The 16,846-nt window shown below is 72.7% G+C and carries 10 protein-coding genes; 3 read left to right on the top strand and 7 right to left on the bottom strand.

The window, feature by feature from the left end:
- Positions 1–153 precede the first annotated feature (153 nt).
- Together ACIGXX_RS42465 and ACIGXX_RS42460 are read left to right on the top strand one after the other, a co-directional pair.
- Positions 154–2,403: a bifunctional glycosyltransferase family 2 protein/CDP-glycerol:glycerophosphate glycerophosphotransferase gene (locus tag ACIGXX_RS42465; protein WP_361469501.1), complete on the top strand. Its 2,250-nt coding sequence runs from the start codon at positions 154–156 to the stop codon at positions 2,401–2,403.
- 65 nt (positions 2,404–2,468) lie between these two features.
- Positions 2,469–3,383 (top strand): class I SAM-dependent methyltransferase, encoded by a 915-nt coding sequence (locus ACIGXX_RS42460; RefSeq protein WP_399984382.1) that lies wholly within the window; start codon positions 2,469–2,471, stop codon positions 3,381–3,383.
- A 53-nt stretch (positions 3,384–3,436) separates the two neighbouring features.
- Here ACIGXX_RS42460 and ACIGXX_RS42455 read toward each other — a convergent pair whose 3' ends face one another.
- From ACIGXX_RS42455 to ACIGXX_RS42425, 7 genes are all read right to left on the bottom strand, one after another.
- On the bottom strand, positions 3,437–4,615 hold the full coding sequence (locus ACIGXX_RS42455; protein ID WP_351170951.1) for a glycosyltransferase: 1,179 nt from the start codon (positions 4,613–4,615) through the stop codon (positions 3,437–3,439).
- Positions 4,612–7,419 (bottom strand): CDP-glycerol glycerophosphotransferase family protein, encoded by a 2,808-nt coding sequence (locus tag ACIGXX_RS42450; protein WP_399984378.1) that lies wholly within the window; start codon positions 7,417–7,419, stop codon positions 4,612–4,614. The genes ACIGXX_RS42455 and ACIGXX_RS42450 overlap by 4 nt, the downstream gene beginning before the upstream one ends.
- Positions 7,416–10,910: a CDP-glycerol glycerophosphotransferase family protein gene (locus ACIGXX_RS42445; protein ID WP_399984375.1), complete on the bottom strand. Its 3,495-nt coding sequence runs from the start codon at positions 10,908–10,910 to the stop codon at positions 7,416–7,418. Before ACIGXX_RS42445 ends, ACIGXX_RS42450 begins: the two co-directional genes overlap by 4 nt.
- A gap of 186 nt (positions 10,911–11,096) precedes the next feature.
- Positions 11,097–11,930: a TylF/MycF/NovP-related O-methyltransferase gene (locus tag ACIGXX_RS42440; RefSeq protein WP_383822280.1), complete on the bottom strand. Its 834-nt coding sequence runs from the start codon at positions 11,928–11,930 to the stop codon at positions 11,097–11,099.
- Positions 11,931–11,985: 55 nt separating this feature from the next.
- Positions 11,986–12,726, bottom strand: coding sequence for a class I SAM-dependent methyltransferase (locus tag ACIGXX_RS42435; protein WP_399984370.1), 741 nt, complete (start codon positions 12,724–12,726; stop codon positions 11,986–11,988).
- A 46-nt stretch (positions 12,727–12,772) separates the two neighbouring features.
- A complete protein-coding gene (locus ACIGXX_RS42430) occupies positions 12,773–13,969 on the bottom strand; it encodes an acyltransferase (RefSeq protein WP_366462243.1) in 1,197 nt (398 codons plus the stop codon).
- Positions 13,966–15,702 carry a hypothetical protein gene (locus tag ACIGXX_RS42425; RefSeq protein WP_399984365.1) on the bottom strand — a complete coding sequence of 579 codons (1,737 nt, stop codon included), beginning with the start codon at positions 15,700–15,702 and terminating at the stop codon, positions 13,966–13,968. Before ACIGXX_RS42425 ends, ACIGXX_RS42430 begins: the two co-directional genes overlap by 4 nt.
- Before the next feature lie 154 nt (positions 15,703–15,856).
- Between ACIGXX_RS42425 and ACIGXX_RS42420 the strand changes: the two genes are divergently transcribed.
- Positions 15,857–16,846, top strand: coding sequence for a hypothetical protein (locus tag ACIGXX_RS42420; RefSeq protein ID WP_399984362.1), 990 nt, complete (start codon positions 15,857–15,859; stop codon positions 16,844–16,846).

Below are 16,846 nucleotides of genomic sequence, written 5' to 3'. Positions count from 1 at the left end.
GCCCGGCACAGGCGCATATGTTCGACGAGTGAGGCGGTCCTCCAGCGGGGCCGCCTCACCCGCACCCATCCCCCAAATGCCGCATAAGGCGTAACTCGACCGGATGTCGGGGCGTTGCCGGGCAGTGTGCCCGCGCCGACCCATGGATGTGCCTTGCCCCGGTTCAGTGTCATCGTGCCCGTGTACAAGGTGCAGGCTTATCTGCACGCATGCCTCGCATCGGTCCTCGGCCAGTCGTTCACGGACCTCGAACTGATCGTCGTAGACGACTGCTCACCCGACGCGTGCGGCGCCCTGATCGACGAGTGCGCGGCCCGTGACACCCGGGTGAAAGCGATCCACCTCAGGGAGAACGTGGGCCTGGGGCGGGCCCGCAACGCCGGCATGGAGCACGCGAGCGGCGACTACCTGATCTTCCTCGACGGCGACGACACCCTCACCCCGGACTCCCTGCACGCGATCTCCGACCGCATCAAGGAGACGGACGAGCCGGACGTCCTGATCTACGACTACGCGCGCGTGTTCTGGTCGGGCGAGGCCGTGCGCAACCAGTTCGCGAGCCTCCTGCGCCAGGACGGCAACGTCCCCTTCCGGCTGACGGACCGTCCAGGCCTGCTGCGGCTCCTGATGGTCGCCTGGAACAAGGCCTACCGCCGCGACTTCATCGAGCGCGAGGACTTCACCTTCCCGCCCGGCCTCTACGAGGACACGCCCTGGACCTACCCGGTCCTGATGACGGCGGACACGATCGCCACCCTCGACCGGGTCTGCGTGCACTACCTGCAACGCCGCCGGGGCAGCATCCTGCGCACCACGACCCGCAGGCACTTCGACATCTTCGACCAGTACGAGCGGGTCTTCACGTTCCTCGACGAGCACCCGGAGCTCTCGGCGGCCTGGCGGTCGCTGCTCTTCCGGCGGATGGTCGACCACCTCTCGACGGTCTTCACCAAGCGCGACCGCCTCCCGCGCGGCAGCCGCCCCGCGTTCCTGCGCAAGGCCCGCACCCACTACCGCCGCTACCGCGTCCCCGGCGCCCGCCCGCGCACCCGCACCCGGCTGCGGCACGGCCTGGTGCGCCTGGGCACGCACCGCACCTACCGGACCGTGTGGACGGTGCTGCGCCTCAGGTCGAGGGCCAGGCTGTACGTGACGCGGGCACGGCGCCGGACCAAGGGCGCCCTGCTGCAGGTGCACTACCGCATCCAGCTGCGCCTGCCGCTGCGCGCCGACCGCGCGGTCTTCTCCTCGTACTGGGGGCGCGGCTACGGCTGCAACCCCGGCGCCCTGGAGGCCGCGCTGCGCGAGCACGCCCCGCACATCCGCACCGCGTGGATCGCCGACCCCGTCCACCACCACACCCTGCCGACGGCGACCCGCAGGCTGCGCACCGGCACGGCCGCCTACTGGAGCGCCCTCGCGCGCTCCAAGTACCTCGTGAACAACGTGAACTTCGACCGCAGGCTCGTCAAGCGCCCCGGCCAGATCATGATCCAGACCCAGCACGGCACCCCCCTGAAGCTGATGGGCCTCGACCTCCAGGACCGCCCGGCCGCCGCCCGGGGCATGGACTTCGCCGCCCTCCTGCGCAACGCCGACAAATGGGACTACGTCCTCTCGGCGAACCGGCACTCGACGCTGGTGTGGGAGCGCGTCTTCCCCGCCTCCTTCAAGACCCTCGAGTACGGCTATCCGCGCAACGACATCTACCAGCGGGCCGGCTCGGCGGACGTGGCCCGCCTGCGCGAGAGCCTCGGCATCCCCCAGGGCGCGGTCGCCATCCTCTACGCGCCCACCCACCGCGACTACCGCCACACGCAGCTGCGCTCCCTCGACCTGGAGCGGCTGCTGCACAACCTCGGCCCCCGATTCGTCGTCCTGACCCGCGCCCACCACTCGTACGGGGCACCTCTGGCGCCCTCGTCTGGCCGCCTGATCGACGTCTCCGACCATCCGAGCGTCGAGTCCCTCTGCCTGGCGTCGGACGCCCTGGTCACCGACTTCTCGTCGCTGATGTTCGACTACGCCAACCTCGACCGCCCCGTCGTCCTGCACGCCACCGACTGGGAGGCGTACGAGGCGGCCCGCGGCACCTACTTCGACGTGCGCGAGTTCCCGCCGGGCGCGGTCGCGCGCAGCGAGGACGAGCTCACCGACATCTTCGCCACCGGCCACTGGCGCGGCTCGCGCTCGGCCCAGCTGCGGGCCGCGTTCCGAGACCGCTTCTGCGTGTACGACGACGGGCGGGCCGCTGAACGAGTTGTGAGGCATGTGGTGCTCGGCGAGGCCGGAGGTCTACCGTCTGTGACGCCACTGGCGGACCGGCACCCGGCGCCGGCCGCGGGGGTGGCCGACGAGCCGCTGCCGCGCGCGGACGTCTCCCGGCCCACCCCGAGCTTCTAGCCGCACCGTGCTCCTGACGGCACTCCGCGTGCGCCGCACCGTCCTCCTCATCCCCGGGACCAGATATGCAGAACGCTTCCGCCACCCCGTCCGCGAACGCCACCGCGACCGGTCAGGACACCGGTCAGCTGCCTCAGCCGGGCCGACTCTCCGACGTGAAGGGGTGGTTCCATCCGGTCGACCAGGTCCTCTTCGACTGGGTCCTGAGCCGCCAGTTGGAGCGGAACCAACGCGGTGACCTGCTCGAACTCGGCGCGTATCTGGGCAAGAGCGCCATCTTCATGGGGGCGTATCTGCGTGCCGATGAGGCCTTCACGGTCTGCGACCTCTTCGACTCGCCCGCCCCTGACGAAGCCAACTCCGCCGAGATGGGCCGCTCGTACGCCACGCTGACGCGCCGCGCCTTCGAGGCCAACTACCGCTCCTTCCACGACGGTCTGCCGCGGATCGTCCAGGAGCCGTCCTGCGGGATCACCGCGCACGTGGAGGCGGACAGCTGCCGCTTCGTGCACATCGACGCCTCGCATCTGTACGAGCACGTCCACGCGGACATCGCCGCCGCCCGGGAGGTTCTCGGGCAGGACGGGATCGTCGTGCTCGACGACTTCCGGGCCGAGCACTGTCCGGGCGTGGCCGCGGCGACCTGGGGCGCGGTGGCGAGCACGGGGCTCAAGCCGCTGTGCATCACGGCCACCAAGTTCTACGGGACGTGGGGCGGTTACGACGCGATCCACGCCGATCTCGCCGCGTTCCTGAAGGAGCGCGACGACATGTGGCACGGGGCCGAGGAGGTCGCGGGCTTCCCGATGATCCGGATCAGCGGCAAGAAGGCGAAGTCCCCGGAGCAGCCGGTGTCCCGGCACGCGGGCGAGGCGGCTCCTCGGACGCCGGGTCCTCAACCCCTCGCGGCGACCGCCGGTGCCGGAAGCAGGGCCAGGGGCCTGCTGTCGTCCCTGCTCGCGCGCTCTGGCCGCTCCTGACGGCAGTCCGCCTGGTGGCTCCCCCGCGCCCCCGAGGGGCGCGGGGAACCGCGCTACCTCTCCAGCAGCTCGAACAACTCTTCCCAGCGCGCCAGGACCCGCGCCTCGGAGAACCGCTGCACGTTCCTGCGGGCCCGCTCCCCCATCGCGTCCCGGAGCCTCGGATTGCCGGTGAGGCGCAGGAGCCGGTCGGCGAGGGCCTCGATGTCGCCGGCGGGGGCGAGCAGGCCGTCCTCGCCGTGGCGCACGAGTTCGCGGACGCCCGGCGCGCAGTCGAAGGCCGCGCACGGCACCGCACTGGCCATGGCCTCCATCAGGGCCAGCGGAAAGCCCTCGCCGCGCGACGACTGCACGAAGAGGGAGCTCTCGGCGAGCACCCCCGGCACATCGCTGGTGCGGCCACGCCACTCCACCGAACCGTCGAGCCCCAGGCGCGTGCACTGCCGCTTGAGGTCGGCCTCGTCCGCTCCGGCGCCGTAGATCCGCAGCGTCCAGTCCGGACGCCGCGGGGCCACGAGCGCCCAGGTGTCGACGAGCATGTCGACGCCCTTCTGGTCGGCGAGCCTGCCGATGCTGCAGACCACCTTTCCCGCGCGCGGCGAGGGCACGTGAGGGAGGTGGGCCAGGGCGTTGGGCATCGCGCCGACGTTGTGCATGCCGTCCGCGATCCAGTCGTCGGCGTCCTCCTGGGTGAGCGCGAGCCAGCGGTCCACGGACGGGTAGCTGCGCTTGACCGCCTTGTAGCGGTGGCAGGCGCGGGTGTAGGCGTACGACTCGTGGCTCATGCCGATGATGCGCAGGCCCGCGGTGTCCGCCTCCCTGACCCACTCCATCGACCAGACCTGCGTGACGATGGCGACCGCGCCGGGGCGTGCGGCACGGAAGATCTCCGAGAGCCGGTCGACGACCCGCCGTTTGGCGGTGAGCCGTGCCCTCTCGCGGCACCGCGCCGCCACGTTGAGACGGCCCAGGCCCCGTGCCGGGCGCGGGGTCGGCGGATGCTCGCGGTAGAGGCTGGTCACGGGGTAGCCGACGTCGTCGGGCAGCCCCATCTTCAGCTCGGCCTCGTGGACGCCGATGACGTGCACCCGGTGGCCGTTGTCCTGAAAGAGCCGGGCCATCTGGTGGGTCCAGGCGGTGACGCCGCCGAGCTCGTCGACGGTGTTCGCGAGGAGGAAGATGTCGCGGCTCCTCGTCGCGGTCCTGGCCATCGCCGTGGTAGCCGTGGTCATGCGCCGCTCCCCTTCTCCGTGTTCCCGAACCGCTCCCCGAAGAGCGTGTCCACCACTTCGGCCGTGGCCCGCCCCTGGTCGTACGCGCCGAACCGCCCGGCGAACGCCCGCCGGGCCTCGGCCCACGCGCCGTCGGTCTGCTTCAGCGTGCCGAGCACGCGCAGCAGCTCCTCCTCCGTCTCGACCACGGGCCCGCCCGCGTCCTCCCGCAGATCGAAATAGCTGCCCCGCTCGGCGAGGTACGCGTCGAGGTCGGGGGCGAAGTGCACCAGCGGCCGGTCCAGGAGCGCGAAGTCGAACATGATCGACGAGTAGTCCGTCACCAGGACGTCGGCGAGGCAGAGCAGTTCGCTCACGTCGTGGTGGGCCGAGACGTCGACGACCGTGCCCGGCGGGCACACCGGGAGGCTCGCCGCCTCCATGTAGTGGGCGCGTACGAGGAGGACATGGGTGTCCCCGAAGCGGTCCGCGAACGTGCGTACGTCCAGGGGCAGCCGCACCGCCTTGTTGTTCTTGGGCAGGCCGCGGAACGTCGGCGCGTAGAGCACCACCGTCTTGTGGTCGGGGATGCCGAGGGCGGCGGCCGCGGCGGGGCGCGGGAAGCGGCCCGACGCCTCGTCCACGGCGCGCGCGGCGATCAGGCGGTCGTTGCGCGGGTAGCCGCAGCGCAGCAGTCTCTCCTCCGCAATGCCGTAGGCGCGGGCCAGGGTGTGCACGTCGTGCTCGGAGCGGACCAGGAAGTGGTCGAAGCGTTCGACGGCCCGCTGGAGCCACTCGCGCTGCGGGGCGTTCTGCGTCTTCACGCGGGCCTCGTCGAAGCCCATGCGCTTGTACGCGGAACCGTGCCAGGTCTGGAGGTACGTGGTGCGGCGCGGCTTGGTCAGGCCGTGCGGGAAGCCCTGGTTGTCGATCCAGAACTCGGCGCGGCCCAGCGCCCACAGATAGCGCCAGGACCAGCGGCGCACCAGGGCGGCCGTGTCGGGGAACCCGTCGGTCGAGTCGGCGTACGCCCAGGTGCAGTGCAGCCGAAGGCCCCGGGCGAGGATCTCCTGGTGGACCGCGCGCGGGCTGTCGCCGTAGCACCTGCCCATGTGGCTCTCGAAGACCACCGAGCCCTTGCGGACGGGCAGCCGGCGCAGCGCCCGCCGGTAGACGCGCTGCTTGACCACCTTGCCGTTGAGCCTGTCCCACCGCTTGCGCAGGGCGCGCAGCCGAAGCCGCAGCTTGCGTGCGGGGCGGAAGTGGGTGGCGTAGTGCAGGGCCGCCCGCAGGGTGCCGGTCGCGCGGTGGCGGGGGGCCAGGCGCAGCGACACCTTGTTGGCGCCGGTGACGTCGATGCCCGGGGCGTGCCGCACGGTCTCCGGCTCGGCGACGAGGTCGCTGGTCAACTCCTGGTCGCCCGCGCCGAGATGCAGCCGCGCCTCCCAGGTGCGGTCGCGGACGCCGAGGTCCCGCAGCCCGGCGGTGAGGCCGACGGTGGCCCGCCATACGACCGCGTGCCCGTCGTAGTGCACCTCGTCCACGGGTACGCGAAAGCCGCGCCGTCCCGTGCCGGGCGGCCGCACGTCGAGCCGGGCGGTGAGCGGCGGCCGGTGCGGAACCAGACCGCCGGGCAGCGCGAGACGCCCTTCGAGGACTGCCTTGCCGCCGTCGACCACACACCCGGTCAGACGGTTCAGCAGGCGCACGTCGCTCAACTGCTGGTACTGATGGCCCAGTTCGGTGACATCGAGCAGGTCCCGTACGCGCGGGTCCTCCAGGCCGTCCGCGCGCCAGTAGACCTTGCCGTCCCGCTCCGTCAGCTCCGAGACGACCGTCCCCGGCCGGGCGAGGGCGTACGCGGCCGCGAGCACGCCCTCCGCGTCGCCCTCCGCGAGCAGGCGCACGCACACCCGCTCCACGGGGTCGAGGGCGTCCAGGGCGCGCGCGTCCGCGCGGCCTTCGAGGTGCGGGGCGAGGTCGGCCGTGGCCCGGCGCCGTTCCTCGGCGGTGAGCTGCGGGAACGTACGGGCGCAGGGCAGCACGTGGTCGGTGAGGAAGGCTCGCTCGCGCCGGTCGGCCAGGTCCAGGCGGCCCAGGCTCACGAGGAGACCGGCGACGCGGCCGTTGGCGACGGCGAGCGCGAGGATCTCGCGGGCCAGGTCGGGTGCCGCGCGGTGGGTGGTGATCAGGTTCGGCACGAGGGTGATGCCGCGGGCCCCGAGGGCGGCCTCGACGCCGAAGAGGACCTCGCTGTGGTCGAGGTCCTCGGCGTACCGCAGACGCGCCGCGTCGATGAACTCCCGGCGGACGCAGAACCCGGCGGTCAGGGAGTCCCTGGCGACGAGTTCGGGCGCGTCGGCGAGGTTCTCGACGCCCCTTGTCCGCGCGTGCAGTGGGGCCTGCCAGCCGGGGCCGCGCTCCTTCTTGCCGCTGCCCGTCAGCCGCGTCCAGCGGCCCGCCACCAGATCGGCCCCGGTGGAGCGCGCCGCGTCGAAGAGGTTCCGGCAGGCGTGCCGCTCCAGGAGTTCGCCCTCGCCGAGCACGACGACGTACCGCCCGCGTGCCGCGTCGAGGCCGAGGTTCCGCGCTGCCGCCACGGAGAGCGCGCCGCGCGCACGGACCAGGCGCACCCGGTGCGGCTGGTCGGCGGCGAGCGCCCGCGCCGCGTCACGCGCGGGGCCGTCCGTCCCGGGGTCGACGACGACCGCCTCGACGTTGCCCATCGTCTGGTCGAGCACGGAGCGCACCGACTGTTCGAGCGCGTCGACGTCCGAGCGGGCGACCGCGACGCAGCTGACGTCGTGCAGTTCCGGCTTGCTCATGCGCGGCCTCCTTCGAGCATGGCGTCCACGACACCGGCGGCCGCGTGTCCGTCGTCCAGATCGCAGAAGGCCTCGCGGAATCTGTCGTACGCGTCGGCGTACGCGGCGGTCGCGACCCCCGGGTCGCGCAGGGCGGCGATCACCTCGTCGCCGGTGGCGAGGAGCGGGCCCGGCGCCTTGGCCTCGAAGTCGAAGTAGAAGCCGCGCAGGGTGTCGCGGTAGTGGTCGAGGTCGTGGGTGTGGAAGAGCATCGGGCGCCCGGTCTGCGCGAAGTCGAACATCAGGGACGAGTAGTCCGTCACCAGGACGTCGCTGATCAGGAGCAGTTCGCCGACGTCCGGATGGCGCGAGACGTCGCGCACGGAGTCCGAGCCGGGGACGGTGCCGCCGACGAGGTAGTGCCTGCGGACCAGGAGCACCTGGTCGTCGCCGAGGGCGCGGGCGGCGGCTTCGAGGTCGAGGGGGAGGTCGAGGGCGTAGCGGCCGGACTGCTTGGGCTGGTTCTCGCGCCAGGTGGGGGCGTACAGGACGACGCGCTTGCCCTCGGGGATGCCGAGCCGTTCGCGCACAGAGGCGGCGACCTTCGCGCGGTCGGCGGCGTGCAGCAGGTCGTTGCGCGGGTAGCCGCGTTCCAGGACCTCGCCGGTGTAGCCGAAGGCGCCGCGCAGGACGGGCGTGGAGAAGCGGTTGGGGGAGACGAGCAGGCTCCACTGGTCGGCGCGGCCGGGCAGCGTCGCCATGTAGGCGCGGTCTCCCGACGCGTGGCCCGCGAGGTCACGGCCGATGCGCTTGAGCGGGGTGCCGTGCCAGGTCTGTACGACGTACTGGCCGTGGGCGCGCTCGAACCACGCGGGCAGCTGGGTGTTGGTGACGATGTAGCGGCAGCGGGCGAGCGCCTCGTACCACTCGGCGCTCCACAGGGTGACGGGCGCGGCGCTCCCCGGCAGGTTCACCTGCTGGTCGCGCACCACCCACAGGTGCTCCAACTCGGCGCCTCTGGAGACCAGTTCCTCGTGCACGGCGCGCGGCGAGTCCGAGTACTGCCTGCCGTCGAAGCTGCAGTACAGGACGGCGTCGCGCAGCGGCTCCCCGCGCCGGGCCGCGTACACCTCGCGCAGTCGGCGCTGGCGCGGCGCGCCCCGGTCGGCCATGGGCAGCGCGGAGCCGGAGCGCAGGTGGAGGCCGTCGTGGGCGTGCCGCTTCAGGCTGATGTCACGGCCCGACCTGGTGCGCAGGAGGGGGAGTTCACGGCCCTTGCCGGGCGCCACGCACACCGGGGTGTACTGGTCGGGGTCCGTCTCGCCGGGGGCGCGCAGGAAGAGGTTCCAGCGGCCTTCGGAGAGCGGCAGGATGCCTCCGGGTCCCGGCAGGGCTTCGGGGCGCAGTGCCGCGGCGAACCGCCCGCCCTCGACCCGCACCGGTGCCGCGGTCTCCTCGCCGTGGCCGCCGTGCACGAGGACCAGCTCTGCGGGGCGGGCCGCGGCGTCGGGGTGGCTGCCCTCGATGCGCAGCTCGTCCTCCCAGGTCACGCTGTCGACGAGCGGCCGCACGGTCTGGTCGCGCAGCTCCAGGTTCCCCGACGGGTTGGCGAGGACGAGGAGTTCGCGTCCCGGCAGCAGTCCGTACCGCCCCGGAGACACGTCGGGGCAGGCGGCGAGCGGTGTGCGGGCGCCGCCCTCGCGGACCAGCGAGACACCCCACGGATCGGCCTTGCGGGGCGCGCCGGTGCGCTCGTTCTCACCGGCGTGGAAGAGGCCGAGGGGCACGTCCGCGCTGAAGTCGCGACCGTTCACCAGGGCCGGGGCGAAGTGCGTCTCCTTGGTGTGCCAGTTCTCGATCCGCAGGGCGTCGACGGCCTGCGACTCCCCCGGCGCGATCCTGCCGTGCAGCCGGATGACGCCGCCGCACCCCTCGTGCGCCACGAGCCGCGCCGCCACCCGCTCCGTGCGCAGCCGCAGCCGCCCCTTGCTGAGGGTGACGGCCACCCGCAGGAACTCCTCCAGATACCGCACGGGAAGCCGCGGGGCGCTGCCCGTCCTGACCGGCCCGGTGCGCGGCAGGAGCCCGCTGACCACGCCCATCTCGATCTTCCAGGTGGTGCTGCGCCGCTTGGTGACGGTCCTGCGTGGGTCGACGACCGTCTCGAACCCCGACCGGTCGTAGCTGTGCAGGCCCTGCTTGGAGCGGTACGTCGCCTCGCGCGCGCGCACGGTGCGCAGCTTCAGCGGCAGCACGCGCCGCCGTCCGGCCCGCAGCCAGGCCACCCTGGCGCGCGCCCCGATCCGCCCGGCGGGCAGGTTGGGGATGTAGGCGTAGCCCTTGAGCCGGAGCCTGCCCCGCTCGTCCCAGGCGATGTGGGTGAGCTGTGCGCTGAGCGGCAGGTCGGAGCGTTTGAGGGCGACGGTCTCGCGCGGCAGTCCGCCGATGCCGGGGAAGTCGGCCCGGCGCCGGCGCAGGCCGCGCACCCGGAAGGCCTCGGGGTGGGACTTCTCGTACGTCATGAAGGCGAGCAGGTCGGTGACCCGGCGCTGGCGGATGAGCTGCCAGCGCACGCGCAGGGCGAGCGGCAGCGCGGCGACGACCGCGGGGGCGACGGTGTCGAGGAAGGCGTTGGCCTGCTCCATGAAGGCGTCGTGGTACGCGGCGTCGCCCTGCGGCAGGGCCTCCATGAACATCCACAGGTCCCCGGCGAGCACCGTCGTGTCGTAGCGCCGCTTGGCGTCGGCGAAGACCTCCGCCCGCGGCGTGCCCGCCCTCTCCACGGCCTTCCCCGCGAGGAAGCCGCTCGCCGCGAGGACGGCGGCGGTGCGGTCGCGGATGGCACGGGGGTTGGCACGGCGCTTGCTGATGGAGCCGTCCCTGTCGCGCCAGAGGTAGATGGGCTGCTTCAGTACGTCGACGGACTCGGCCAGGAAGTGGGCGGGGATCGTGACGGAGATGTCCTCGAACAGCACGCCCTCGGGGAAGGCGAGGCCGTGCCGGTCCCAGAAGTCCCTGCGGAAGACCTTGTTGCAGGTGATGCGATCGCCGAGCAGCTCCCAGTCGCGGGTGACGTGCGTGCCGCTGCGGTCCGACTCCATCGCCTTGCGGAACATCGGCGACTGCTCGCTCCTGCCGCCCGAGCGCAGCCGGTGGACGTTGCCGGTGACGAAGTCGGAGCCGGACTTCTCCAGAGCGGCCAGCATCCGCTCGTAGGCGTCCCGTGGGACGACGTCGTCGCTGTCGACGAACGCCAGGTAGGTCCCCCGCGCCTCGCGCACCCCCGCGTTGCGGGCCGCCCCGAGCCCCGCGTTCTCCTGCTCGACCAGCCGGAATCTGGCGTCATCGGCGGCGAACTCGCGGGCGATGCGCGGACTCCCGTCGGTGGAGCCGTCGTTGACCATGACGACTTCGAGGTCCGGCATGGTCTGCTCGGCCAGTGACCGGAGGCAAGGGCCGAGAAACTCCTCGACGTTGTAGATGGGTACGACGATGGCGAGTCGGGGTGTCATGCGCTGCGCACATTCCTTCCGGAGAACTGACGGGCACGGCTGCGCGTCCTGCTGGGGGTCACCCGGTTAACAACGACCGCCCGTCCGGGTCACCCGCACGGAGCCATTCGAGTGATCACGCCGACGGGCCCGGAACCCGGCGGCTCCGGGCCGCCGGGCGCAGGGCCCGCTCAGGTGCTGCGCCGGTCAGGGCTTGACCGCGATCCGGCCCTCGTCCATGCGCAGGAGCAGCAGCCGCTCGCCGGTCTTGTCCATGAACTCGTCGACGGCCTGGCGGGAGCCCTGCCAGTAGCCGTAGTCGTCGATGAGCAGGACGCCGCCGCTGACCAACCGCCCGTACAGGTGCTCCAGTTCGTGCTTGGTCGAGGCGTACCAGTCGGTGTCCAGGCGCAGGACGGAGATCTGCTCGGGCGCCTGCTTGGGGACGGTGTCCTCGACCTTGCCCCGGACGTAGTGCACGCGCTCCTTGGGGTAGGGCACCTTCTCGAAGCCCGACTTGACGTCGTCGAGGGAGGCGACCGCCCAGATCGGCCGGTCCTTGCCCTGCACCTTGAGCAGCTCCTCGGCGGACTTCCCGTCCAGGCGCAGGTCCTCCTCGGTGGGCGGGGTCATGCCCTCGTAGGTGTCGAAGAGGTACAGGTCGCGCTCGGTGTCACCGGCCGCGAGCAGGGCCTTGGCGCAGGCCTGCATCGAACCGCCGCGCCACACACCGCACTCGACGATGTCGCCGGGGATGCCGTGCCGGACGACGTGCCGGGTCGCCAGGATGAAGGCGTTCAGCCGTTCGGGAGAGGTCATCGTGAACGGCTTCACCGCACGGATGATCTCCTTCGCCTCGTCGTCGTAGTCGGCGGGGAGGCTCAGGGCCTTGGGCTTCGGCTTGGGCTTCGCCTTCGGTGCCGGTGGGGCGGGCTTCGGTGCGGGGACCGCCGCCGCGCGCTGGGCCGGCACGGGTTTGCGCGTCAGCTGGTATCCGGTCAGTTGCTTCAGGGCGCCATTCACAGCGCGTCGCCATGCCATGGAAGCGGACAGTACGCGCAACTCGTCCGCAATGTCACGCATCGTCAACATAAGTTCATTTGGCGTCACTTGGCGTCGCCACGGGCTCCTCGTCCACCGAGCGCGGGGCCACCACCTTCGGCCTGCCGCACAGGCCGCGGCCCTCGATGGGCTCGGGCAGCGGGACGCCGTCGACCCCGCCGACCTTGTTCGCCCACCACTTGGTGGTGCCGCGCACGAACGCCATGGTGAGGCTCGGGTAACTCTTGGGCCGCTGGAACACGCCGACGGAGTCGCCCCAGTAGGCGTGCTTGGCGTCGATCTTGCCGTAGGCGTGACGGATGCCCTTAATGGGCGGGAAGTCCGTGTAGGCCTCGCGCAGTTCGAGCCTGGTGTACGCGGCCAGCGCGCGGAACCCGTCGGGGTAGTAGCGCCAGCAGTCCTGCGCGTCGTGCACGTGGCCGCGCGAGGGCGCCGTCACGAAGGCGATGCCCTCCGGCTTCAGGACGCGCGCGATGTCCAGCATCGTCGCCCAGAAGAAGGGGATGTGCTCGAAGGCCTGCCCGGAGATGACGAAGTCGGCGCTGCGGGACTTCACGGGGATGCGGTACGGCTTCGTCATCACCGCGTCGACGTTGCGGCCGTCCAGGACGTCGACGCCCACGTATTCCGTGTCACGCCCTTCGAGCAGGGCCTTGTGGGTGCGGGTCTGCCCGTCGGAGACCCGGGCACCGAGATCGACCACCCGGTGACGCTTGCCCGGGGGCATGTACTGCTCCACACAGAGTTCCATCTGTTCGTACGCGGACTGGTGCACGCTCTCCTCCAAAGGGGTTCTTCTGCGCGTTGCTCGCGTTCAACGTTTATCGGCACAAAGGGTCACGTCGTCCAGGCGTCTTCGCCGCCGCGCTCTTGGCGCCCCACCCGCGCGGGGTGTGCCGGGCGCACCACTTCCTCGCCGGTTCCTCGACGTACGTGAACAGCGCCCAGGACAGCGCGGTCACCACGACCGCCACGCCCAGGAGCGTGAAGACCGCGTAGTCGGACGGCTGCGGGCGGCCCCAGGTGTCGATGATCAGCCGGTTGAGGGTCTGGTGCAGCAGATAGAAGGCGTACGACCAGAGCCCGAGCAGCACCATCGGGCGCGAGCAGAGCCAGCCGCGGTGTCCGGCGAGCTCGCGCTGGACGTAGGCGGCGATGAACAGGACGGCGAAGAGGGCAGCGACCGACCTGAGCGCCCAGGTGAGTTGACCGGCCGCGTACGGCCCGAACAGGGCCAGGCGGTTGCTGTGGACGACCACGTACGCGACGAAGCAGGCGAACAGCACCGGCGGGTGGAGGGGGAGGCGGTGGCCGCGGCGCAGGGCCAGGGCGCAGGCCATGCCCACGCCGAACTCCGGAAGCCGGGTCAGCGGGTGCCGCATGACCCATTCGCTGGAGAAGGGGGAAAGGTGGGTGGCCGTCCACCAGTTGAGCGCCCACATCGCGACGAGGCCGCCGACGGCGAGCAGGACCAGGGTGCGGGCGCGCATCCGCAGGGCGCCGCGGACGGCGTACGGGAAGAGGAGGTAGAAGAAGACCTCGACGCTGAGGGTCCAGGCGACGCCGTTGCCGGGGAACATCGGGGTGACGCCGGGGAACCACGTCTGCACGAGGAACAGCGAGGCGACGAAGCTGACGGCGTCCGTCGGCACACCGCCCCAGAGGTAGAAGACCCAGACGCAGGGGATGGTCGCGACCAGGTGGGCGGGCCAGATGCGGCCGAAGCGGCGCCAGTAGAAGAGGCGGGCGCGGGTGCCGGGGCGGTGCCCCCAGGTGAGCAGGAATCCCGAGAGCACGAAGAAGAAGTCGACGCCGGTCGCGCCGATGATCGAGTACGGGAAGAGCAGCGGCGCGTGGGCGACGCCGCCGTGGGAGCTGACGCCGGTGAAGTGGTGCACGAACACCGCGAAGGCGGCGAGGAAACGCATCCCGGTGAGGGAGTCGACCCGGGACGCGGGGTCGGCGGTGGCGTCCGGTCCGGGGAGGGGCCTGGTCTGCCGGGGGAGGGCCGTCGTCATGCCGGGGACCCCTCTCCCGCGCGCAGCGCCGGACCACAGCCCGCCGGGCGCATCTCGGCGACCATGTGGTCCAGGGTGGGCTTCACGCGCTCGCGCAGTGCGGTGATCCGGGCCGGGTCGCGTACGGCGTCGGCGCGGACGAAGTCGCCGCCGTTGCCCTCGCGGTAGAGGGGGACGTACCCCGCGGCGGCCAGGCGGGGCGGGGTCAGGCCCGACTTGGCGGTCCAGGCGGCGTGCACGTGGAGCAGTTCGGGGCGCACCTCGTGCAGGACGTAGGCGCGCAGGGCGGCGGGGTCGCCGGCCGCGTAGGCGTCGGCGACGCGGCGGTCGGTCAGGCCCGCGACGTCCACCACGCGCAGCCGCGAGGTGAGCAGCGTGCCGCCCAGGTCGGGCAGGGCGACGGTGGCGTCGCGCAGGCCGAGGTAGCGGGCGTACGCGTTGAAGGTGTGGCCGTAGCGCTCGGCGACGAAGCACATGGACAGGGTCGGGCGCTGGACGAACCTGCGGTCCTGCGCGGCCTGTCCGGTGACCGACAGGAGCAGCGCGCCCGCGACGGCGCAGCCGACGAGGGCCCGCGCGCGCGGGCGTTCGGCGCGCCAGACGACGGCGGCGGCCAGGGCGAACGCGGTGGCGGCGAGCACCCACACCGGGGTCGCGAAGCGGTAGAGCGCCATCCAGTCCCGGCCGAGCACGCCGTACGCGAAGAGCGTCAGGGCCAGCGGCACGAGCAGCGCCACCAAGGCCCTGCGGGCGGGCCCGTGGCGGGTGAGCGCGGTGCCGACGCAGGCCGCGCCGATCAGGGCGAGCGCCCATCCTCCGTACGTCAGCAGCTCGCCGGCGGTGGCCAGTTGGCCGATCTGCGGGGGCTGCTGGGCCTTGGCCACCGCGGTGTTCGGGACCCAGAGCCCGAAGGTCGCGTACCGCCACAGCAGGAAGACCGTGTAGGGCAGCGCGAACGTGCCGCAGCCCAGCACCACCGCCCGCAGCGCGTGCGCGAGGTCGCCCCGGCGCAGGAGCAGCAGCACGGTCAGCGGGTGGGCCGCCGCGAGCACCGCGCCGTCCGGCCGGGTCAGCGCGGCCAGCAGCGCGAGGGCTCCCGCCGCCGCGGCGACGGCGGGCCGCAGCAGGGTGCCGCGCACGGCCGCCCGGACGAGCAGCGCTCCGGTCGCGGCGGCGGTCAGCGCGTACAGCGGGTTCTCCAGGCCCGAGAAGGACCACGCCACGTACGACAGGTTCCCGGCGAGCAGGCCGCCGGTCAGGAGCGTGACCGCCCAGGCCCGCCCCGGCAGGACGGCACGCGCCGCCGCCGCCACGCAGGCCAGGACGCCCGCCGTGCAGAGCAGCGCGAGGGCCTTGGGGTAGAGCACCAGGTCGCTGACGCCGGCTAGCGCGCCGTGGTCGAAGAGGCCGAGCCTGCGGCCGATCAGGAGCAGGGCGAGCCAGGCGGGGTTGGAGTACCCCTCGACGGGGTCGGCGCCCGGTTGCTGCACGGGACCGAGGCCCTCGTCGATGCTGCGGGCGTAGGCGAAGGTGATGGCGGCGTCGTCGACGATCCACTGGCCGAGCGCGCTCGCGCGCCAGGCGACCAGGAGGGTCGCGAGGGCCACGGCCGCGGGGTCGGCCCAGCGGCGGCACAGGGCCGATGCGGTCGTCGGGCGGGCCGAAGAGGGGACTTCGGCCGGTGGTGCGGATGGTTCCTTGCGGCGCTGGAACTGCGCGAGAGGACTGATCATTAAGGGACTAACTTACACATATCGCCTCACGTCACTCCCTCCTCCGCCAGGCGGGTGACCCGGACGCGGCCACACCCGCATCGGGGCGATCAACGGGCCGCGCGGGAACGAACAACAGGCAAAGTGGCCCAATGCGCCACATTGGGTTCACGCCATGACCCCGGTCCTGCCGCCCGCGGCCCGGCGGCTCCTCACCACCGCACGGGCCACGCGCTTCCGTGCGGAACGCGCCGCCGCGGGCCGGGTCGGCAACGGGGCCCAGACGCTCCTGGCGCCCGTGCACCTGTCGATCCGGGACAGCAGGACGCTCAACGTCGCCGTCGCCGCCCTCCCCGACGAGCAGGTCGAGCGGGCCCAGCTGGTCCTCTCGCGCGGCCACCGCAGGTTCCGGGTCCCGCTCGCCTTCGAACAGCACGCCCACGGCGGCCTGCTGCTCGCCGGGACCGCCACGCTGCGCGACGTGCTCGCCGCCGGGGACACCCGGGCCGGTGCGCGCCTCGGCGAGGGCGTCTGGCGGCTCACGGTCGTCACCGTCGACGCACTCGGGCGTGTCCGGCGGCGCGGCATCGGCATCGAGGGGGAGAGCGAACTGCCGCCCACGCCCACCCTCCGCCACGCCCCCGACCCGCGCACCGGCACGCTCATCCGCGTCGTCCGGTGCCGCAGCGGGCGCGCGGTGCTCCAGGTGACCCGGTCGCGGCCACGGGCCGAGCTCGTGCGGTTCGTGCCCGGCGGCGACGGCATCACCGTGCACGGGCGGCTCGTCATGGCGGGCTCCCGGCGGCGGTGGCGGGCCAGGGCCGTGCGGCGGCGCGACGGGGTCACCGTGCCCGTCGGGGCGGTGTGGGAGGGCGCCGCGTTCACCTTCCGGCTGCCCCTGGGGGAGATGGCCGGGGCCGGCCCCGGCCAGTGGGTGTGGGACTTCCACGTCACGGGGGACACGGGCGACACGGCGGACACGGGCGGGTCCACGCTGCCGCTGGGCCGCTGGCTCTCCGACGTGCGCGACCCCGCGGCCTCCTGCCCCACGCCCTTCCGCGTCTTCGCGCTGCCCGGCGGCTCCCTCGTCCGCGCCCACGCGCACTTCACCAAGTCCGGTGGCTTCGCCGTCACCTGCTGGGACATCACGGATCAGACCTCATGA

The sequence above is a fragment of the Streptomyces sp. NPDC055243 genome, from assembly GCF_044544025.1.
Lineage (GTDB): Bacteria > Actinomycetota > Actinomycetes > Streptomycetales > Streptomycetaceae > Streptomyces.
This window is presented reverse-complemented; position numbering and strand designations above follow the sequence as displayed.

What these genes read in the sequence shown, in the direction of transcription:
- ACIGXX_RS42420 (WP_399984362.1), top strand. Translation starts at nt 15,857, where the DNA reads ATGACCCCGGTCCTGCCGCCCGCGGCCCGGCGGCTCCTCACCACCGCA.
- ACIGXX_RS42455 (WP_351170951.1), bottom strand. Translation starts at nt 4,615, where the DNA reads ATGACCACGGCTACCACGGCGATGGCCAGGACCGCGACGAGGAGCCGC.
- ACIGXX_RS42425 (WP_399984365.1), bottom strand. Translation starts at nt 15,702, where the DNA reads ATGATCAGTCCTCTCGCGCAGTTCCAGCGCCGCAAGGAACCATCCGCA.
- ACIGXX_RS42445 (WP_399984375.1), bottom strand. Translation starts at nt 10,910, where the DNA reads ATGACACCCCGACTCGCCATCGTCGTACCCATCTACAACGTCGAGGAG.
- ACIGXX_RS42430 (WP_366462243.1), bottom strand. Translation starts at nt 13,969, where the DNA reads ATGACGACGGCCCTCCCCCGGCAGACCAGGCCCCTCCCCGGACCGGAC.
- ACIGXX_RS42440 (WP_383822280.1), bottom strand. Translation starts at nt 11,930, where the DNA reads ATGGCATGGCGACGCGCTGTGAATGGCGCCCTGAAGCAACTGACCGGA.
- ACIGXX_RS42450 (WP_399984378.1), bottom strand. Translation starts at nt 7,419, where the DNA reads ATGAGCAAGCCGGAACTGCACGACGTCAGCTGCGTCGCGGTCGCCCGC.
- ACIGXX_RS42460 (WP_399984382.1), top strand. Translation starts at nt 2,469, where the DNA reads ATGCAGAACGCTTCCGCCACCCCGTCCGCGAACGCCACCGCGACCGGT.